Genomic DNA, 20,257 nt, shown 5'->3' with positions numbered 1-20,257 from the left:
GCTCACACCCCCGCCCCGACCTCCTCCGTCTCCCCCCGTGCCAGCGCCCTGTTCCGTCGTACCGACGACACGAACGACGCCGCGATCAGCAGGACGCCGATCAGTCCGGTGACGATCTCGTTCACCTCGTACCGGACGGTGACCAGCAGGATCCCCGCCAGCGCGCCGATCGCGTAGTGGGCGCCGTGCTCCAGATAGACGTAGTCGTCCAGGGTGCCCTGCCGGACCAGGTGGACGGTGAGCGAGCGCACGTACATCGCGCCGATGCCGAGCCCGAGGGCCATCCAGAAGATGTGGTTGGTGACGGCGAACGCGCCGATCACGCCGTCGAAGGAGAAGGAGGCGTCCAGGACCTCCAGATAGAGGAAGAGGAAGAACGCGGCCTTCCCGGCGAGGGCGACGGCGGACACCGGCCGGTCACCGGACGACGATTCCTCGTCCTCCAGCCGGCTCTCGAAATAGCCCGAGAGGCCGCCCACCACGAGATACGTGACCAGCCCGGCCACGCCCGCGAGCAGCACGGTCGCCGACTTGTCGGTGTGCCCCGTGCTGATGTGCGCGTGCGTCGCGAAGGCCGTCGCGGTGATCAGCAGCGCGCCCAGCGCGACACAGACCGACAGCATGTCGACCTTGCCGAGCCTGGCCAGCGGGCGTTCCAGCCGGGTGAGCCACTTGATGTCCCGGTCCTCCAAGACGAAGTCCAGGAAGATCATCAGCAGGAACATGCCGCCGAAGGCCGCGATCGCAGGGTGGGCGTCGGTGACCAGGGCCTCGTACCGCGCCGGTTCGTCGAGGGCGAGCCGGACCGCCTCCACCGGGCCGGTCTCGGCGCTGACCGCCACGATCACCACCGGGAAGACCAGCCGCATCCCGAAGACCGCGACCAGGATGCCGACGGTGAGGAAGACCTTCTGCCAGAAGGCGTTCATCTTCTTCAGGACCCCGGCGTTGACCACCGCGTTGTCGAAGGACAGCGATATCTCCAGCACGGAGAGGATCAGGACGATCCCGAACGCCTCCCAGCCCCACTGCCAGGCCGCGAAGGCGAGTCCGAGCGCCGTGACGGCGAACGACCAGCCGAATGTCCGCAGGATCATGCGCCGACCGCCGCCTTCACCGCGAGGACCGGGCAGCCGGCGCCCAGCAGGATCCGCTGGGCCGTCGAGCCCAGGAGCAGCTTGCCGACCGGGCTGCGCCGCCGCAGTCCGATCACCACCAGGGACACGTCGGCCCCTCCGGCGAGGTGGAGGAGCTCCTCGGCCGGGTCGCCGCCGCCGAGCATCTGGCGCAGGTCGAAGTCGATGCCGAGGGCGCCCAGGTCCTCGCGGACATGGTCCAGATCCGGTTCCTGAGCGAACCCGGGATCCACCGTCGCGTCCGCCCGCGAGGTGTTCACCACCAGCAGCTTCTCCCCGCGCCGCCGCGCCTCGTCGATCCCCGCGCGCAGGGCGGCCTCCCCCTCGGGCGAGGGGACGTATCCCACCAGGACGGTCATGCTCGTACTTCCTCTCGGGAGGACAGGGGACGTCGGACGAACCGCCGCAGCAGCGGCCAGACCAGCACCAGGGCGATCACCGTGTAGACGGTGTACGACACCGGGCCGCCCACCAGCCCCGACAGTTCGCCGCCGGACAGTTGGAGGGAGCGCCGGCCCTGGAGTTCGGCGCGCGGGCCGAGGATCACGCCGATGATCAGCGGCAGGACCGGCAGTCCGAAGCGGCGCATCGCGAAGCCGAGGAGTCCGAGGATCAGCAGCAGGAACAGGTCCAGCGGTTGGGCGTTGACGGCGTACGCGCCCATCGACGCGAAGAACAGGATGCCCGCGTAGAGGTAGGGGCGCGGGATCCGCAGCAGTCCGGTCCAGGCGGGCGCGAGCGGCAGGTTGAGCAGGAGCAGCAGCAGATTGCCGACGAACAGGCTGGCGATCAGCACCCACACCAGGCTCGCCTCGCGCTCGAACAGCAGGGGGCCGGGCTGGATGCCGTACGACTGGAAGGCGGCGAGCATCACGGCGGCGGTGGCGTTGGTGGGCAGGCCGATGGCCAGCATGGGGACCAACGTGCCCGCCGCGGAGGCGTTGTTGGCGGCCTCCGGTCCGGCGACGCCCTCGATGGCGCCCTTGCCGAACTCCTCGGGGTGCCGGCTGAGCCGTTTCTCCGTGGCGTAGGACAGGAAGGTGGGGATCTCGGCGCCGCCGGCCGGCAGCGCGCCGAAGGGGAAGCCGTACGCGGTGCCGCGCAGCCAGGGTTTCCAGGACCGTTTCCAGTCGTCGCGGCCCATCCACGGCCGGCCGACCGGGACGATCTCGGCGGGTCTGCGCCGCAGATGCGCGGCCACCCACAGCGCCTCGCCGACGGCGAAGATGCCCACGGCGACCACCACCACGTCGATGCCGTCGGCGAGTTGGGGGATGCCGAGGGTCAGCCGCTGCTGTCCGGACACCGCGTCGATGCCGACCAGGCCGATGGTCAGGCCGAGGAGGAGGGAGGCCAGACCGCGCAGCCGGGAGGCGCCGAGGACGGAGGTGACCGCGACGAACGACAGCAGCATCAGGGCGAAGTAGTCGGGGGCGCCGAGGGAGACCGCGAAGTCGACCACGAACGGGGTGACCAGGACCAGCAGCAGGGTGCCGATGGTGCCCGCAACGAACGAGCCGATCGCGGCGGTGGCCAGGGCCTGCGCGGCCCGGCCCGCCTTCGCCATCTTGTTGCCCTCGACGGCCGTCACCACCGACGACGACTCGCCGGGCGTGTTCAGCAGGATGGAGGTGGTCGAGCCGCCGTACATGCCGCCGTAGAAGATGCCGGCGAACATGATGAACGCCTGGACCGGCTCCATGCCGTAGGTGACGGGCAGCAGCAGGGCGACGGTCATCGCTGGGCCGATGCCGGGCAGGACGCCGACGGCGGTGCCGATGACGACGCCGATCAGGGCGAGCAGCAGGTTCATCGGGGCGAGGACGTCCGCGAAGCCCTGCATGAGGTTGTCGAGGTTGTTCAGGCTGTCCATCACTCGTCCGTCACAGGATTCCTTGCAGGACACCGGCCGGGAGGTTCACACCGAGCCCGATGGCGAAGGCGTAGAACGTGCCGAGCGACAGTGCCGCCGCGATCGCCAGATTGCGCAGGTGGTGCCGGTTGCCGAGGGCGAAGGCGCTGCCCCAGAAGAGCAGGGCGCCGCTGATCACCCAGCCGAGCCGCTCGATCAGCACCGCGTTCACCACGAACGCGCCGGTCAGCAGGGCGACCGTGCGCCAGTCGCCGCCCCGCGTCAGGTCGACGTCCTCGCCGCTCTCCGGCTCGCCGCGGCCGCCGCGCGCCACGTCGACGGCGTACAGGACGGCGACGATCACCAGCGCGACGCCGAGGGCCAGCGGGACCGCGCGCGGGCCGACCGGGTCGATGCCGCTGGTGAGGTGCGGGATGCCGAGGCCGTCCACGACCACCGCCGTGCCCAGCAGGGCGAGGAAGGCGCACACGCCGTACTGCGCGCGGTCCTCGCCCCGGGGCGGACGGGTGTCCCGGAGGACCGGCTCGTCCGTCTCATTCGTCTTGGTGCTCATGCCAGGCCGAGCTCGGTGAGCAGGCTGGCCACGGACTTGTCCTGGTTCTTCAGATAGACGCCGAAGTCGTCACCGGTGACGAAGGCGTCCGTCCAGCCGCGCTTGGTCAGCTCCGTCCGCCACTGCTTCGAGTCGTGCATCCGCGTGACGCTGTCGACCCAGGTCTTCTTCTCGGCGTCGCTGATCCCGGGAGGGGCCACGATCCCGCGCCAGTTGGTGAAGACCAGGTCGATCCCGGAGTCCTTGAGGGTGGGGGCCTCGGCGACCGCGTCGATCGGCTCCTCGCTGGTCACCGCGAGGATCCGGACCTGCCCTGCCTCGATCTGGTCGAGGAACTCGCCGAACCCGCTGGCCCCGAAGGCGATCTTGTTGCCGAGGACGGCCGGCAGCAGCTCGCCGCCGCCGTCGTAGGAGACGTAGTTGACGTCCTTGGGCTTGATGCCCACCGCCCGCGCGAGCTGCATCGGCAGCAGGTGGTCCGGGCCGCCCGGCGAGGAACCGCCGCCCACGGCGACCGACTTGGGGTCGTTCTTCCACGCGGTGACCAGATCGCCGATCGTCTTGTACGGCGAGTCCTTCGCGACGACGATCGCCCCGGCCTCCTCGATCAGCTTGGCGATCGGGGTGGTGTGCGTCAGCTTGGCCGAGGACTTCGAGGTGTACGCCGCCCCGACGACACCCAGGCCCATCTGCATGGCCAGCTTGCCGTTGCCGTCCTCGTTCACCAGCCGCTGGAGGCCCACCGTGCCGCCGGCGCCGGGCAGGTTGTACACCTGCATCCCGGTCGCCACGTCGGCGTCCTGCATCACCTGCGCGACGGTGCGGGCGGTGACGTCGTAGCCGCTGCCCGGGGTGTTGGGCACCATCAGCCGCAGCCCGCCGACGGGCTTGCCGCTCGCGCCCCCGCTCCCCGCGCCCTTGTCGGCGGTGGCCCCGCAGGCACTGACGGCGAGCAGCGACACCGCGACGAGGACAGGGGCGAGAACACGGGAGGGGAGACGGGCGGGAACACGGGCGGGAACACGGTCGGCAGCAGGGGCGGGAGCGGAGAGAAACGCGGCTCTGCGAGATCTCATGGCTCATCTCTTTCGCTTGGGCGGGTCCGGCGCCATGATTGTGCGATCCCTCGGACACCCCGTCTGCCTTGTGTGACCATTGAAGGTTGAGTTCATTGTGGTCGTGACGTCCCGCCGCCCCACGCTCGCCGGTGAGCTGCTGGTCCTCCAGCTCGCCATCGTGGTGGTCGTGCTCGTCGCGGTCGCCGCGGTGTCGCTGGCGCAGTCCAAGGCGACGTTCGACCGCGTCGAGGGCCGCCGGGTCACCGCCCTCGCCGAGGAACTGGCCGGAAACCCCCTGCTGCGCAGCCAGCTCGTCAGCCCCGCGCCCGCCGAGACGCTCGCGCCGCTGCTCCAGACCCGGCGCACCCAGTCGAACGTCTCCTCCGTCACCGTCGCCGACGCGTCCGGCGAGATCGTCGCCGCCACCGACCCCACCCTGATCGGCACCCCGCTGCCGGTCGCCGGCCCCGAACCGGCCCAAGCGCGCGGCTGGTCGGGGGAGTTGGAGGTGGACGGGGTGCGTGAACTGGTGGCCCAGGTGCCGGTGCTCGGCGACGACCGGGACCGGCTCGGCGACCATCTCGGCACGGTCATGATCGGCCGGGTCTCCCCGACCGTCTGGCAGCGGCTGAGCGGCGCCTCCTCCTATCTGCTCGCCTACCTCGGCATCGCGAGCGTCCTCGGCGTGGCCGGATCCTGGCTGCTGGCCCGGCGGATCAAACGCCAGACCCTCGGCCTGGAACCGCGCGAGATCGCCGGTCTCGCCGAACACCGCGAGGCCATGCTGTTCGGCCTCGCCGAGGGCGTCGTCGCGCTCGACCCGCAGCTACGGCTCACCCTGGTCAACGAGGTCGGCCGCGCCCTCCTCGACCTGCCCGAGGACTGCGTCGGCAGCAGCCTGTCCGACCTCGGCATCGAGGGGCGGCTGTACGACGTCCTGGCGGGCGGCACGGGAGGGGAGCGGCGGGACGACGGTGCGCCCCGCGGGGAGGTGGCGCCGAGGGACGAGGTGGTGCTGCGCCGGGGCCGGGTGCTGGTGATGAACCGGATGGACGTCACCAAGGACGGCCGTCGCCTCGGCTCGGTCACCACCCTCCGCGACCGCACCGAACTCGCCCAGTTGGAGCGCGAGTTGGGCTCCTTCCGGAGCAGTACCGAACTGCTGCGGGCGCAGGCCCACGAGTTCTCCAACCAGTTGCACACCATCTCCGGGCTGATCCAGATCGGCGAGCACGACGAGGTCGTACGGTACGTCCGCGCCCTGCGCCGGCACCGGGACTCGCTCGATCTGACCCTCACCAGCCGGGTCCGGGACCGGGCGGTCGCCGCGCTGCTGATGGCGAAGTCCGCGCTGGCCGCCGAACGCAAGGTGCGGCTGCGGATCTCGGAACGCACCGCGCTGGACAAGCTGGACCCGGCCGACTCGGCGGACGTGGCGACCGTGCTCGGCAACCTCGTCGACAACGCCCTCGACGCCGCCGCCACGTCGGCCGGCGACCAGGACGACGACGCCTGGGTGGAGGTCGAACTGCGCCAGGACACCTCCAGCGTGGAGATCGTCGTCCGCGACTCGGGCCCCGGCATCGCCCCCGAGCTGGCGCAGGAGGTGTTCCTGCACGGCTTCACCACCAAGGCCGCGCGCGGCGGCGACCGGGGGATCGGGCTGGCGCTCACCCGGCTGGTGTGCACCCGCCGGGGCGGCGAGGTGTCGGTGTCCAACACACAGGAAGGCGCGATGTTCGTCGCCTGGATGTCCGTGGGCCGGCCGACCGGTCCGCAGCCGGAGGGAGTCCGATGATCGACGTGCTCGTGGTGGAGGACGACTTCATGGTGGCGCGGATCCACCGCGGATTCGTGGACGGCGTCGACGGTTTCCGGGTGGTCGGCACCGCCGACTGCGGCGAACAGGCGCTCACCGCCGCCGCCGAACTCCAGCCCGACCTGGTCCTGCTCGACCTGTATCTGCCGGACATGTTCGGCCTGGACGTCGTCCCGCGGCTGCGCACCGCAGGACACGACTGCGACGTGATGGTGATCAGCGCCGCCCGGGAGGCGGAGGCGGTCCGCGCCGCCGTCCGCCAGGGCGTGGTCGACTATCTGCTGAAACCCTTCGACGCCGAGGACCTCAGGGAACGGCTGGCGCGCTACCGCTCCCGGCGCGGCGACCTGGCCGCCGGGACGGTCCGCGGACAGGCCGACGTCGACCGGGCGCTCGGCCGGGTCGCGGCACCGGTGGCGGCGCCCACGCTCCCCAAGGGCATGAGCGTCGAGACGTCCGAACTCGTCGAACGCGCCCTGCGCGCGGCCGACGGCACCCTGTCCGCGGCCGAGTGCGCCACCCGGGTCGGCGTCTCCCGGGTGAGCGCCCGCCGCTACCTGGAGCACCTCACCGTCACCGGCCGCGCGGAGGTCACCCTGCGGTACGGACAGGCGGGCCGGCCGGAGCGGCGCTACCACTGGCGGGTGCCGTAGGGGTGGACTCGGGGCGGCGTCGGCGGTCCTCGGCGTGCGCCGGGGCGCGGGCACCGCAGACTGGCCGTCGGCGTTTCCACAGATCACGCAGAACGGCCTGGAGGGCTGACCGCATGCACTACCTGATCCTGGGCCTCGTCAGCCTGTACGCCGGGCTCCGGGTGCTCGCGCTACGGCGCCGGATGCTCTCCGCGGCCACGGCCGGCGGGCCCGCCCCGAAGCTGATCCTGCGTCCGCCGGTGCTCGCCGCGATCGCCGCGGTCGTCGTCGTGGGCGGCGCCTTCCTGGTGGCCGGAGGGGCGCTCACGCTCGCCCAGGGAGGCTGAGCGCGGCGCCCGGGACCGCATGGCCCGCCCGGCATATTCACTGACGTGGGCATGCCTCGGTGGTGAGGTGGGTAAGGGACCGTCGGGAGGGGCGTCCTCCCGAACCGAGGCTCCGACGACGAGTCCCGATGCACCCAGGAGGGCGTCATGAACCGACAGACCCGCGTGCGTGTCATCCGCCGCCCGGCCACCCCTCGCGACATGCCGATCGACCGGCGCACCCCCTCGGGACGACTGCTGCCGTACTGAGCTACCCGGCCGCGGGCCGACGCCCCAACACCGCCAGCACGGACTCCAGTTGGCGCAGCGGCTCCGCCCCCACGATCCGCAGGACGACCGTGTCCGCGCCGGCCGTCGCCAGGTCGGCGACGCGGGCCGCGGCCTGTGCCGCGGTGCCGGAGACGGTGAAGACCTCCTCCGGCGGCCGGCCCAGCCAGGCGCCGTGACCCTCGACGTGCGGACGCAGCGTCCGGGACACCTCGGCCGGGTCGTCCCCGGCGTGGGCGAAGGCGAACACCGTCAGGGTGTGCCCGGGGCCCGCGCCGCCCTCGGCCGTCAGCGCCCGGATCTCCGCCAGGTCCCGCGGACCGTGCCCCTCGGCGACCAGCGTGCCGTCGGCGACCCGCCCGGACAGCTCCAGCGACCGGGGCCGCACCACACCGGCGACGACGGGCGGGACTTCGGCGGGCGGGTGCACCAACTCGATCCCGTCCAGCCGTACTTCACGCCCGTCCAGCGTGACGCGCTGCCCGCTGAGCAGCGCCCGTACGGACGTGATCGTCTCCTCCAGGAGCGCCAGCGGGGAGCGGGGCGCGACCCCGGCCTGGGCCATCCACTCCCGCACCCCGTGACCGATGCCCGCCACCAGCCGGCCCGGGAACACCCGGGCCAGGGTGGCCAGTTCCATCGCCAGCAGCGCCGGGCTGCGCAGCGGGGCGGGCGCGATCCCGAGCCCCACCCGCAGCCGTTCCGTCGCGCCCAGGGCCACGGCCGCCGCCGACACCCCGCCGTTCCAGCCGAGGTCCTCCACCACCCACAGGTCGTCCACCCCGAGCGCCTCGGCCGCCCGCGCGAACGCGGGCAGTCCGGCCGGGTCCCGGTCGCGGTCGTACATCACGCCGATCCGTACGTTCGTCATACGGCGGAACCTAGCGGAACCCGTAGAGCCGCCGGTGGCGGGTCAGGTCGCCAGGGGGTCCAGGGCGAGGGCGGCGATGCGGCCCTCCAGCATGGCGCCCAGGCCCTGGGCGGCGCAGATGTCGGGGCGTTCGGCGATGTGCACCGGCATACCGGTGGCCTGGCGGAGCATGTGGTCGAAGCCGGGCAGCAGCGCGGAGCCGCCGACCATCATGATGCCCCGGTCCGCGAGGTCGGCGACCAGATCGGGCGGGCAGTCCCGCAGCACCCGGCCGATACCGTCGAGGACCGCCGTCAGCGGGGTCTCGATGGCGTCCCGCACGGCCGTCGTGTCGACCTTGACCGAACGGGCCAGGCCGGTGGCCACGTCCCGGCCGTGGATCTCCGTGATCTGGGGACCGTAGGGGCTCAGGCCGTTGCCGGACAGGGCGAGCTGGAGCGGCCGTACGGACTGGCTGGGGAGCATCAGCTCGTGCTCGTGGCGCAGGTGCTGCACGATCGCGTGGTCCACCGCCTCGCCGCCGACCGGGACGCGCTCGGCGGTCACGATCGAGCCCAGGGAGAGCACGGCGACCTGCGTCGCGGCCGCCCCGCACACCATGATCATGGTGGCTTCGGGGCGTTCCACGGGCAGCCCGCAGCCGACGGCGGCGGCGATCAGCGTGTCGACGAGTTCCACGCGCCGGGCGCCCAGGCCGACCAGCGTCTCGATCGCCGCGCGCTGCGCGAGCGGATCGGCGTCGTGCGGGGTGCAGGCGGCGCCCCGCAGGAACGGCTTGCGGCGCAACTGGCGGCGGACCTTGTCGCCGAGCAGATGCCGCAGCATGCGCTGGGCCATGTCGATGTCGACGACCGTGCCGCCGGAGACCGGGCGCATCACCCGGATGTAGTGCGGGGTGCGGCCCGTCATCCGCTCCGCGAACTCGCCGACGGCGATCAGCGCGCCGGTGCGGGTGTTCACGGCGGCGACGGACGGCTGGTCCACGACCAGCCCGGCCCCCTTCACATACACCCGGGTCCGCGCCGCACCGAGGTCGACGGCGAAGTGGCAGCGGCGTAGCTGCTCCAGACTGGCGGTCATGGCAGGTCCTCCCGAGAGCGCAGACCGTGGGGGCCGCCGGGCGGGCGGGCCTCGTGTGCGTGGGGCCGCCTTGCGATCGGCCTCCTTCGCATCGTGCGCGGGCGCGGTGCGGGCCGCCTTTTCAGGTGGGCCGGGCGGGGCGCGCCCGAACGGGGGTTCCTCCCGCCGGGGCACCCGTCACAGGGCCCGGGCCGCCTCCAGGACCGGGGTGAGGGAGGGCACCGTCAGCGCGCAGCCCGCCTCGCGCAGCCGCTGCTCGATCGTGGGGTTGCGGGCCAGGCCCACGAACCGCAGGCCCACCTGCTGGGCGGCGGTCAGCTCGGCGACCGTGGAGCCGATCAGCACGGCGGCGCGCGCCGCCCCGTCCCCGGGCGGCAGCGCGCGCCGCAGACAGTCGGGGTGCGGCATCAGCCGGGTGAGGTCGGCGGCGCGGCCGTGCACCCCGGCCCGCAGCGGCATCAGGATCCCCTCCAGATACCGGTGGACGGCCGGTGCGCAGACGTCCGTGACGACACCGACCCGGCGCCCCGAATGGTGCAGGGCGCGGACCAGCGCGGCGGAGCGGTGCGTGACCGGCGCGTCCGGTACGGCGAGCAGCTCCAGCTCGTCCAGCCGGTCCCGCAGCAGCGGGCCGAGCCGGTCGTGCGCGAAGGCGCGCAGCACGTCCAGCGGATGCACGAACAGCTCCCGCGCCGCACCCCGGTCGCCCGCCGCACGCCCGGCCAGGGCGTCCTCGGGGTTGCGGTGCTCGACCACGAGCGCCATCAGGTCCCGGGCCGCGTCCCGGGCGGCCGCCGCCGGGAACAGCCTGGTCAACGGCCCGTCGAAGCCGAGCAGTACGGTCTCGGCGTCGGCCAGCAGCTCCGACAGCGGGACGGCGGCGGGGCCGGGCCCGGGCCCCGGTACCTCGGGCGGCGGGGCGTGTTCCGGGGCGAGGGTGGCCGTGCAGATCACCTCGACGCCCGGGACCGGCCAGCGGCCGAGCTGGGAGTTGAGGGCCCGTTGCGCACCGGCGGGGCGGCGCGGGGAGTGGTGCCGGGTGATCCGCGGACCGGCCGCCGCCAGATGGTCCAGCAGCCGCGCCTGTACGTCGGTGACCTCGGCCCGTACGAACGCCACCGGGTCGGTGACCCGCCAGGTCAGCGCCACGGCCGCGGTGAAGGTGCCCTTGCCCGAGCTGGGCAGCGGCAGATGGTGCAGCGCGTGCCGGGGGGTGAGGTCGACCTCGTAGTAGCTGGCGGGGCGGCGCGGTCCGGCACCGTACGGCGCCGCCGGGTCGAGGAGCGCCGGCGGGACACCCGGCCGGGTGTGCACGACGGCCGTCCGGCCGGGCGCGGGGACGCCGAGCTGCCGCAGATCACGGGTGATGAGCGGGCCCCGGACCAGGTCACGGGGCTCCTCCGCCGGGGGCAGCGGGCAGTACCAGGCGACGGGCGGGGCGCCCGGGCCGTCGCCGTACACGGGGTGGAAGCGGTGCGGTCCTGCGGCGGCGGAACTCCCGGCGAACGCCTCGAAGAGGGCGGGCGGGACGGTGAGGACGACGGGGGCCGGGTGGTCCGGCGGGGCGGCGCCGGCCGTCTCCCCGTCCCGGAACGTCACCCGCAGCCGAGGGGGGTCGGCCAGCTCGGCGAGCGGGCCGGGCAGCCAGCGCAGGGCCGCCGCGAGGAGGGGGAGGAGATACGCGTCGGGGGTGAACTCGACGGCGTACCCGTCCGGTCGGACCCGCATCTCGTACTGCTGCGCCGTCAGAGCACCCCGGGTGAGGACCTCGTGGACGGCGTATTCGAGGGTGATCCGGGACTCGGGGCGGGCGGTGAGGTCGGCGGTGGTCTCGATGAGGAGGGTGGGGGTGGCCGCGGGCGGGTGGTCGGCGGCGTGGCGTTCCCGGAGCCGGTCGTGGAGCTCCCGCAGCCGGGTCCGGGCGGCCTGGGCGGCGGGCCCGGGGACGCCGTCCAGGGGGTCGCCGTGGAAGAGGGCGAGGGCGTCGGAGGGGTCGGCCTCCTCGCAGGTGAGGGCGTCGATGTCGATGCCGGGGGCGTGCAGGGCGTGGCCGTCGGACGGGGAGGCCAGGGTGCCGGGGCCGAGCAGCTCGGCCAGCTCTCTGGCCAGCAGGTCGACGCGGGCGGAGGACCCGGCCCCCGGCTCCTCCCAGAGTCCGGCGGCCAGTTGGTCGTAGGAGATACGGCGTCCGGGGCGCTGGGCCAGCATGCACAGCAGTGCCTGGGCCTCCGGGGAGGGGAGGGGCAGGGACTCGTCGTGGCGTGTGATGCGCAGGGGGCCCAGCATGCGGATCCTCAGGGGGCCGGGGTCGAGGCCCACCAGCTCCGGTGTCCGGTGGTCGCCGTCCTGGACCAGGGCCCGTCGGGTCTCCGCGGGCACGCCGGGCAGGGTTCGGGCCAGCCCGGTCAGCAGACGGCGCAGGTCGTCCCGGTCGGACTCGGGACCCAGGTGTCCGGGCTTCTCGCCCAGGGCGAACCGGCTGAGGACGACCGTGCCGTCCGGCCGCAGCAGCAGGCCGTCGCGGTCGCCCTGGCCGCGCACCAGCCCGTGCCGGTGCAGAGTCCGCAGCCCTTCGTCGGCACCTCGGGCCAGCCGGACGAACACCGCCACGGACACCCCCGGACCGCTCCCGCGGATCAACTCGGTCAGTGTCACCCCGTCCACGAACTCCGCCACCAGATAAGGGGTTTTGCCCTCGACGCCGTAGTCCAGGATCCGCACCACATGGGGATCCTCGATGCCGGCCAGGGTCTCCGCCTCGCGCAGGAACCGCTCCTGCGGGGCCGGTTGCGGTGGGTAGCGGTGGACGACGACGGGACGGTCGGTGTGTTCGTCCACCGCCCGCCACATCCGCTGCCCGGGCCCCCGCCGCCCGAGCAGCCGGTACCGTCCCGCCACCAGCCCCGCATCCGGTGCCGGTGTGCCGCCCAGACGGCGTACCGTCTCCTCGCTCACCGTCGCGAACGCCGGGCCGGGGTCGGCGGTGCCCGTGCCGCCGCCGGGGGTCGCGCGGAACTCGCCCGCCGTCAGACCCGCGCGGGCGTCGATCAAGTGGCCCATCCGGTCCAGGAGTTCACGGGTGCGGCCGCGCGTCGTGCGAGGCAGGGTGCGCAGCAGGAGGTCGCGGACGCCGGGGCGGAAGTCGTAGGAGCCGGGCGGACCCGGTACCGCCGTGAGCATGCCGCTCAGGATGACCTCGGCGAGATGCTGCGGGCGCGGATCGCGTTCCACGGCCCGCTGCACGAGCCGCATCACCGGCACCGACGGCACGGCCAGCGCCAGATGCCCGGCGAGCCGGAACGCCTCCGGGGACGCCGTCGCCCGGAACCGCAGGACGAGGTCCTGGGCCGGCGGCACGACGGACGCCTCGGGCGGCACCGGCGCGGGCGCCACCGGCAGCCGGGCCGCCGCGCCCGGCACGTGACCGCCGCCCGGACTCGCCACCAGGGAGGCCCAGTTGGCGAGCCACGGCGCCCCCGGCTCCAGGACGGGCAGCGGGACCGCGCCCGGGGGTGCCGGTGCCGTGTCGGTGTCGTAGGGGGTGAACGTCAGGGCGGACAGCGGGGCCGCCGCGCCGGGGGACAGCAGCAGGCCCGGTTCCGCGGGCAACGCCGTGGTCGCCCACAGGTGTTCGGGCAGCGGCTGGACGACGGCCAGCGGCATCCGGGACGCCCAGTGCCGCAGGGTGCGGTACCAGCGGGCGCCCGCCGGGCCCGCGTGCCACTGCGGGCCCGTGCAGTCGCTGACGACGAGGGTGACGGTACGGCCGTCCCCCGGGTCGGGGACGTGCCGGGCGAGGCCGTCGGGGGTCGCGGTGTGCAGGGTGACCGTGCGGAAGACGCCCGACTGGGCCAGCACGGTGTGCAGTTCACGCACCAGGGGCCGCCAGACCGGCATGGTCGGGCCCGTGTCGTGCACCAGGCTGAGCCGCAGCCAGCGGTCCCGGGCCGGGCGGAACACGGGCAGCCAGACGTCCGGGTGGGCGTCGAGGCGGGCGATGCGGTCGGCGGTCGCCCGGTCGTCCAGCAGCCGGGTGCGGGGCGCGGGCACCGTGCGCTTGAGGGGGCGCAGGGCCCGCTGGAGGGCGAGCGGGCGGGGGAGCATCGGGGGCGCGGGCGCGAGGAGGGGGGAGGGGGAGCCCTGGCCGCCGCCCGTCCCCTCCGCCGTTCCGGGCTGTCCGGTGGGCGGGGCGGGCAGGTGGAGGGGGACGCGGTCGCCGGGGGTGGGGGCGGGGGTTCCGGGGACGGCGGGGGGGCGCCGGGTTCCGGGGTGCCGGGGGCGGGGTCGGGGCAGCGGTCGCCGGTAATGCCTCCGTCGCCGCCGTCGGGTGGGCCGCTGGCCCGTCCGGTGCCGCCCCGGTGTCCAACCGCCCCGCCAGCCACAGCAGTTCGGCCAGTTCGCGGGCCGTCGGCGCGGTGTCCGTCGCGGCGGTCAGGAGTGCCGTCAGCCGTTCGAGGGCGGCGCTGTCGCCGTCCCGTGTCCCCTCCGTCGTCATCAGAGGCCGTCGCCGTCCGCCGTCGCGCTGAGGTACGGCATGAGCTGCTCGGCCAGCGCGTCGCGCGAGTCCGCGTCGAGGCCGGCCACGCCGGTGAGGTAGAGGGCGTTGAGGAGCTGGTCGGTGGCGAGTTCGCCGTCGGCGGCGCGGGCCAGGAAGCGGTTGATGAGGTGCTCCGCCTCGCCGGCCGGGGTGTCGAGGTGGGCGCGCACGATGTCGGTGAGCTGCTCGCGGTCCGGGCGGCGCAGCTTGAGCCGGACGCAGCGGCGCAGGAAGGCGGGCGGGAACTCGCGCTCGCCGTTGCTGGTGAGGACGACGAACGGGAAGGCGCGGCAGCGGACCCGGCCCCGGGTGACGGTGACCGGGGCGTCGGTGCCGTCGGCGAGCACCTCGGCGGTGGTGCCGTCGGCCGAGTGGCGGGCGGCGCGCATCAGTTCGGGGATCTCGTACTGGCCCTCCTCCAGCACGTTCAGCAGGTCGTTGGGCAGATCGAGGTCGCTCTTGTCGATCTCGTCGACGAGGAGGACGCGCGGGCGTTCGTAGGGGAGCAGGGCGGTGCCGAGCGGGCCGAGGTGCAGATGGTCCTCGACGCCGTCGCCGCCCCGTACGCCCGCGCCGCCCCTGCCCGCGCCCGTGCCGGGGGCCGCCGCGCCGGTCCGGGCGGCCTGCCGGGCCGCGTAGAGCCGGGACAGCGGGTCGTACTGGTAGAGCCCGTCGGCCAGGGCGGAGCGGCTGGTGATGTTCCAGCGCAGGACCGGGCCGAGGCGCAGCTCGCGGGCGACCGCGTAGGCGAGGGAGGACTTGCCGGTGCCGGGCGGGCCGGTGACCAGCAGCGGGCGGCGCAGCACCAGCGCCGCGTTGACCAACTGCACGCTCTCCGGGGTCGCCACATAGGTCCGGGCGCGGTGGACGCGGTCGGGGGAGACGGCGGCCTCGTCGTCGGTGTCCCCGGGCGGCGGCAGCACGGGCTCGCCGTCGAACGCCCGCCAGGGCGGCGGCGGGGGCAGTCGGTCGATGCCGTCGTGGGGCTGGCTGTCGCTGTTGCCGGTGTAGACGGACCAGTCGGGCATGGTTCTCCGGGGTCGGGGGCGGTCGTGTGCAGGGCGGAGCGGGCGGGTCAGGTCACCGGCGAGCGGGGCAGGGCGCCGTCGCGGCCGTGGGGGTCGGTGAAGACGCGCGGGTCGTCCCACAGGAGCTGGATGTCCCGCGCCCAGTGGCCCTCCTCCGCGTCGGCCTCCTCCCGCAACGCCAGGACGGCGCGCGGGAGTTCGGCGGGCGGGACGCCGGACACGCAGGCGTCCAGCTCGTCCAGGAACGACTTGCCCGCACAGCCGTCCCCGCCCGCGCACGCCTCCTCGGCACCGGCGGCGCAGCCGCCCCGGGACCAGACGACCAGCGGCGCGGGCGCGGTGAGCGTGGTGTCGAAGTGCGGCCGGGTGCGCGGCGCGGCCGGGGCGGTGGCGAACCCCGCGAGACACGCCTCGGCGCGCCGCAGCCGCATCCGCAGCCGGGGCGGCTCCTCGGCGCTGCCGCACTCGACGCGCAGGACGCGGGCGCCCGGTACCGCGTCCAGTTGCCGCCAGGCGCGGGTCAGTTGATGCCGCGCACCGGCCCGGCGCCGTGCCTGGTCGGTGACGACGAGCGGGTAGACCGAGCCGAGCGGTGTGTCGTCGTCGGGCGCGCTGGCCCAGCGGTCGACGGGCAGGTCGATCCAGTCGCGGGGCAGCGCGAAGGCGATCAACTCGTCGCTGCCGGGCGTCAGATACCGGAAGGCGGCCTCGATCCGGTCCTGGACGTAGGCGCGCAGCCGGGAGCGGGGCACGGTGTCGGAGCCGACCGGATGGCGGCGCCCGCCGCTGTACGCCGACACCTCGACCCGGACCTGTTCGTCGCCCGCGCCGCTGTGCTGGAGGTCGACGAGGATCGGCGACCACTCGGGTGCCCCCGCGGGCTCCTCGGCCGGCCCCGGTCCTTCGGCGGCCGCCCGGACCAGCTCCTCCAGCCGGTCCGCGAACCTCGCGACGGTCGCCGCCGCGTCCGCCCCGTCGATCTCGCAGAGCACGAACAGCGCCGCCGACCACAGCGAGTCGAAGCCCTCCTCGGGCGCGGGCGGATCCAGCGGCGCGGCGGCGGCGCCGTAGAGCCGTACGGGGTCGCAGTCCAGGCCGGCGCGGACCGCGCGTTCGACCAGGCCGCGCAGCCGGGCGCGGTCGGCCGAACGGTGGTCGGAGGTGGGCACCAGGCCCTCCAGACCGGGCCAGTGCCGGGCCATGACCTCGGTCGGCATCATCCGCCCGTTGGCCACCCCGGGGTCACCGGCCGCCGCCGTCACCATGCCGACCACCTCGCCGGTGTCGACCAGGGTCACGGCGGCGCCGCTGAATCCCGGCGCCAGGGTCCGGCCGCCGGGCTGCCACGCCTCCAACTGGATCCACTCGCGGTTGAGCAACTGCGTGGCGGTGATGCGGTATTCGGCGAGGGTGCCCTCGTCGAAGCCGACCGGGAAGCCGTACACCAGGAGTTTGCGGGGCCGGTCGTGCCGGTCGGTGTGGGCCGCGTCGACGGGCGCGAGCGCGGCCGGGGCGATCGGCAGGTCGTGGTCCAGCTCCAGGACGGCGAGGTCGCCCGGGTCGGTGACCCCGCCGCGCCAGCCGCCGTCGGCGACCACCCGGGCGGGCACGGCGGCGCAGTCCGGGCGCTCGGGGAAGGTGACCGTCAGCGCGTCGGGCGGGCCCTCGCTCACCACATGGGCGCAGGTCAGCACCTTGCGCGGGGTCACCAGGAACCCGGCTCCGACGACCCGTCCCGCGGACTCGATCCGGGCGTGCCACTCGGCGCTCCTCATGACGCGACGACGGCGTCCGGCCCCTGATCGGCGGGTGGCGCGGCGGGGTTGCCGGGCGGCGACCAGGTCAGCCGTACGACGAGGTGTCCCTCGGCCGTCCCCTTGGCGATGACCGCGCCCGTCTCCGCCGTGAGCTTCACCCCGAACTCGATCTCCACGCCGTCGGGCCGCAGCGAGCCGTCGCGGAACACCCGCAGCGCGGACTCGGCGGCCGTGCGCACGCCCTCCAGGGCGCCCTCGAAGGTGCGGGTCGCCCGGACCGTGCCGTCGCGGGAGACCAGCCGGGAGCCGGGACGGCCCTCCGGGGCCGCCTCCACGGACACCACGGCCCCGCTGTCGGTCGTGAACTCCACCAGTCCTTCCACCGTTCCCCCGTCGTCCTCTCCGTGCGGTGCCGCGACTCACCGTGCACCGGTCCTGCGGCTCTGTGCATCCCCATTGTTACGGGGTCCGCCCGTCCCGTGTCCTGATCAGCCCCAGTTCGGCCACGTCCTGTGGCCGGATCCGGAGTTGACCGGCGGTCTCCGGTACCTGCGCCGGGGGGCGTTTGAGGATGGCGGCGGCGAGTTCGGGGGCGATGACGGAGAAGTAGCTGTCCGGCACCGCCCAGGTGCGGCCGGGCGCGGCGAGCGCCAGCGCGCCCCCGGAGCCGCCCTCGCCGATCACCAGCGTGGTCAGCGGGGTCCGGGCGGTGGCGACCGCGCCGAACAGCTCCGCGATCGCCGCGCCCGCCCCCTGCCGTTCCGCTTCCGCGTCGTTGGCGGCGCCCGGGGTGTCCACCAGGGTCAGCACCGGGATGCCCAGCCGGTCCGCGAGCCGGATCAGCCGGGTGGCCGTACGGTACCCGGCGGGCCGGGTCGCGGCCCCGGTCTGCGCGGCGTACGCGACGGTACGGCCCCGGTGTTCGCCGAAGCCGCACAGCATCCCGTCGGGGTCGGTGCCCCCGCAGCGGTCCCCGGAGATCGCGAGCCGGTACGTGAAGTAGGCGTCCAGATACCGCTCGGCCCGAGGCCGGTCGGCCGCGCGGGCCCGCCGTACGGCGTCCCAGCCGGAGGCGGGGAGGCCCGGGACCGTCCCCAACGCCTCCGGAACGGGGGCGGGTTCGGGCGGGGCGGTCGTCCCGTCCGTGAGCAGGCGCAGCCATCCTCCCAGCGTGCCGCGCAGTTCCCCCGGCGGTACGACCGTGTCCGCCGAGCCCGCCGCGACCTGGGCCTCGGCGGTGTACGCGGCCGGGTCGGCGTCCGAAGGGCGGACCCGGGAGCCGGCGAAGCCGATCTGGGCGCCGGGCAGGGCGAGGACGACATCGGCGCCGGCGCCGAGGGTGGCCCAGCCGCCGCCGGTCGTCGGGTCCCGCAGGACCGCGATCTGGGGCAGCCCCGCCTCCCGGGTGAGCGCCGACTGCCGTGCCACCCGCTGGAGTTGGGTGAGCGCGACCATGCCCTCCTGCATCCGGCTGCCGCCCGTCGCCACCAACGGCACGACCGGCAGCCGGTGTTCACGGGCGTACGTGAAGGCCGCCTCCAGGCGGTCGCCGGTGCGTTCGCCCAGCGAGCCGCCCAGGAAGCCGAACTCGAAGGCGATCAGGACGGCCCGGGTGCCCTCGACGGTGGCGGTGCCGCAGACCACGGACTCCGACTCGCCGGTGCGCTCGGCGGCGCGGGCGCGGGAGGCGTCGTAGCCGGGCCAGCGGAGGGGGCCGTCGGGGGTGGAGTCCCTGTGCGGATACGGGAGTTCGGTGAACGTGCCGGTGTCGGCGACCAGGATCAGGATCTCGCGGGCGCTCTCGCGGCCCGTCATGAGGGCAGCGCCCGCTTCATGATCTTCCCCATGTCGTTGCGGGGCAGCGCGTCCAGGTGACGGACCACGCGGGGGCGCTTGTGCGGGGCGAGCCGTCGGGCCACATGGTCCGCCAACTCGGCCGTGCCGGGCGGTGCTTGCGGATCCACCGGTACCACCCACGCCACGATCCGCTCCCCGAGGTCGGCGTCCGGCTCCCCGGTGACGGCGGCCTCGCGCACCCCCGGATGCTCCAGCAGGGCGTTCTCGATCTCCCCGGCCCCGATCTTGTAGCCGCCGCTCTTGATGAGGTCGGTGGCCTTGCGGCCGACGATCCGCACCTGGCCGTCCGGGTCGCGCACCGCCACGTCCCCGGTGCGGAACCAGCCGTCGGCGGTGAACGCGGCGGCGGTCGCGTCGGGCCGGTTGAGGTACTCGGTGAACAGGTTCGGGCCGCGCACCTGGATCTCCCCGACGCTCTCCCCGTCGAGGGCGGTGACGAGCGAGCCGTCCTCCTCCACCAGCCTCAGCTCCACGCCCGGCAGCGGCACGCCGACGGTGCCCGGACGGGCCTCGCCGTCGGCGCGCGCGGCGGTGTTCATCAGGGTCTCCGTCATGCCGTACCGCTCGATCACCCGCCGCCCCGTGGCCGCCGCGATCCGCTCGTGGTCGTGGACGGGCAGCGCGGCCGAGCCGGACACCAGCAGCCGCGCCCCGGCGAGCGCCTTCACCAGCTCCGGTTCGTCCGGGAGCGCCTCGGCGATCCGGTGGTACATCGTCGGCACCCCGAACAGCATGGTCGCGCCCGAGTTCAGCTCGCGGGCGACGCCCTCGGTGGAGAACCGCCCGAGGTGCCGTACCGACCCGCCCCGGCGCAGCGGGCCGAGAATGCCCAGCACCAGCCCGTGCACATGGAACAGGGGCAGCCCGTGCACGAGGACGTCGTCACCGGTCCACCGCCAGGCGTCGGCGAGCGCGTCCAGGGTGGTGGCGACGGCCCGGCGCGGGATGACGGCGCCCTTGGGCGGGCCCGTGGTGCCGGAGGTGTAGACGACGAGGGCGGGGGCCTCGTCGTCCACGGGAGCCGGAGCCGTCGCCGAAACGGGTCCTTCAACAGCGAGAGCATCGACATCGATCCGCTCCAACCCGCCCAGCGCCTCCGGCAGTTCGTCCCCCGGCGCCGCCAGCACCAGCGCCGGGGCGCTGTCGGACAGGATGTGCGCGAGTTCCTTCTCGCCCGACTTCGGGTTGAGCGGCACCGCGGCCGCCCCCGCGTGCAGGACGCCCACCACCGCGACGGCGGTCTCCAGCGAGGGCGTCGCCCACACCGCGACCCGCCCCGCCCCCCGGTCCCGCAGCCGTGCCCCGACACCCCCGGCCGCCGCCGCGAGCCGGGCGTACGTCAGGGAGCGGGGGCCGAACCGCAGCGCGATCCGGTCGGACGGATCATCGGCCAGGGCCGGGAAGAGAGAGGACACGTGGGTACTCCTGGGACTCGGGTCGAC

General features: G+C 74.6%; 16 protein-coding genes. 3 read left to right on the top strand and 13 right to left on the bottom strand.

The genetic code is table 11. From position 1 onward, the window contains the following. Positions 1-2: 2 nt before the first annotated feature. From AFM16_RS12875 to AFM16_RS12855, 5 genes are read right to left on the bottom strand one after another with little or no spacing between them, the layout of a single operon-like run. Positions 3-1,097 carry a DUF475 domain-containing protein gene (locus tag AFM16_RS12875; protein WP_030796219.1) on the bottom strand — a complete coding sequence of 365 codons (1,095 nt, stop codon included), beginning with the start codon at positions 1,095-1,097 and terminating at the stop codon, positions 3-5. Further along, the gene (locus tag AFM16_RS12870) at positions 1,094-1,495 is read right to left on the bottom strand and encodes a universal stress protein (protein WP_030796217.1); all 402 of its coding nucleotides are present in this window, start codon (positions 1,493-1,495) and stop codon (positions 1,094-1,096) included. Before AFM16_RS12870 ends, AFM16_RS12875 begins: the two co-directional genes overlap by 4 nt. Then, on the bottom strand, positions 1,492-3,000 hold the full coding sequence (locus AFM16_RS12865; protein ID WP_030796215.1) for a tripartite tricarboxylate transporter permease: 1,509 nt from the start codon (positions 2,998-3,000) through the stop codon (positions 1,492-1,494). Before AFM16_RS12865 ends, AFM16_RS12870 begins: the two co-directional genes overlap by 4 nt. Before the next feature lie 19 nt (positions 3,001-3,019). Then, entirely contained in the window at positions 3,020-3,562 is a 543-nt protein-coding gene (locus AFM16_RS12860; protein WP_030796213.1) for a tripartite tricarboxylate transporter TctB family protein, read from the bottom strand. After that, on the bottom strand, positions 3,559-4,638 hold the full coding sequence (locus AFM16_RS12855; protein ID WP_078633387.1) for a Bug family tripartite tricarboxylate transporter substrate binding protein: 1,080 nt from the start codon (positions 4,636-4,638) through the stop codon (positions 3,559-3,561). The genes AFM16_RS12860 and AFM16_RS12855 overlap by 4 nt, the downstream gene beginning before the upstream one ends. A 97-nt stretch (positions 4,639-4,735) precedes the next feature. Between AFM16_RS12855 and AFM16_RS12850 the strand changes: the two genes are divergently transcribed. The 3 genes from AFM16_RS12850 (at position 4,736) to AFM16_RS12840 (ending at position 7,418) form a co-directional block, all read left to right on the top strand. Then, a complete protein-coding gene (locus tag AFM16_RS12850) occupies positions 4,736-6,418 on the top strand; it encodes a sensor histidine kinase (protein WP_107419073.1) in 1,683 nt (560 codons plus the stop codon). Continuing rightward, positions 6,415-7,092, top strand: a complete 678-nt coding sequence (locus AFM16_RS12845) for a response regulator (RefSeq protein WP_030796208.1) — start codon at positions 6,415-6,417, stop codon at positions 7,090-7,092. The genes AFM16_RS12850 and AFM16_RS12845 overlap by 4 nt, the downstream gene beginning before the upstream one ends. 113 nt (positions 7,093-7,205) lie before the next feature. After that, positions 7,206-7,418: a hypothetical protein gene (locus AFM16_RS12840; protein ID WP_078633386.1), complete on the top strand. Its 213-nt coding sequence runs from the start codon at positions 7,206-7,208 to the stop codon at positions 7,416-7,418. A gap of 250 nt (positions 7,419-7,668) precedes the next feature. Here AFM16_RS12840 and AFM16_RS12835 read toward each other — a convergent pair whose 3' ends face one another. From AFM16_RS12835 to AFM16_RS12800, 8 genes are all read right to left on the bottom strand, one after another. Further along, positions 7,669-8,556: an LLM class flavin-dependent oxidoreductase gene (locus AFM16_RS12835; RefSeq protein ID WP_030796204.1), complete on the bottom strand. Its 888-nt coding sequence runs from the start codon at positions 8,554-8,556 to the stop codon at positions 7,669-7,671. 42 nt (positions 8,557-8,598) lie between these two features. Next, a complete protein-coding gene (locus AFM16_RS12830) occupies positions 8,599-9,636 on the bottom strand; it encodes a rod shape-determining protein (protein WP_078633385.1) in 1,038 nt (345 codons plus the stop codon). Positions 9,637-9,813: 177 nt separating this feature from the next. Next, complete coding sequence (locus AFM16_RS38515) at positions 9,814-13,929, bottom strand: SAV_2336 N-terminal domain-related protein (protein WP_306293489.1); 4,116 nt, start codon at positions 13,927-13,929, stop codon at positions 9,814-9,816. 201 nt (positions 13,930-14,130) lie between these two features. After that, on the bottom strand, positions 14,131-15,201 hold the full coding sequence (locus AFM16_RS12820; RefSeq protein WP_078633384.1) for an AAA family ATPase: 1,071 nt from the start codon (positions 15,199-15,201) through the stop codon (positions 14,131-14,133). Positions 15,202-15,248: 47 nt separating this feature from the next. Continuing rightward, entirely contained in the window at positions 15,249-16,976 is a 1,728-nt protein-coding gene (locus tag AFM16_RS12815; protein WP_078633383.1) for a VMAP-C domain-containing protein, read from the bottom strand. Beyond that, a complete protein-coding gene (locus AFM16_RS12810; RefSeq protein WP_078633382.1) occupies positions 16,973-17,341 on the bottom strand; it encodes a CU044_2847 family protein in 369 nt (122 codons plus the stop codon). The genes AFM16_RS12815 and AFM16_RS12810 overlap by 4 nt, the downstream gene beginning before the upstream one ends. Before the next feature lie 76 nt (positions 17,342-17,417). Beyond that, a complete protein-coding gene (locus tag AFM16_RS12805; protein ID WP_078633381.1) occupies positions 17,418-18,773 on the bottom strand; it encodes a carboxyl transferase domain-containing protein in 1,356 nt (451 codons plus the stop codon). Further along, on the bottom strand, positions 18,770-20,230 hold the full coding sequence (locus tag AFM16_RS12800) for an acyl-CoA synthetase (RefSeq protein WP_078633380.1): 1,461 nt from the start codon (positions 20,228-20,230) through the stop codon (positions 18,770-18,772). The genes AFM16_RS12805 and AFM16_RS12800 overlap by 4 nt, the downstream gene beginning before the upstream one ends. Positions 20,231-20,257 lie beyond the last annotated feature (27 nt).

The sequence above is a fragment of the Streptomyces antibioticus genome, assembly GCF_002019855.1.
GTDB classification, from domain to species: domain Bacteria; phylum Actinomycetota; class Actinomycetes; order Streptomycetales; family Streptomycetaceae; genus Streptomyces; species Streptomyces antibioticus_B.
The sequence above is the reverse complement of the archived record's forward strand: the minus strand, read 5'-3'. Positions and strand labels throughout refer to the sequence as shown.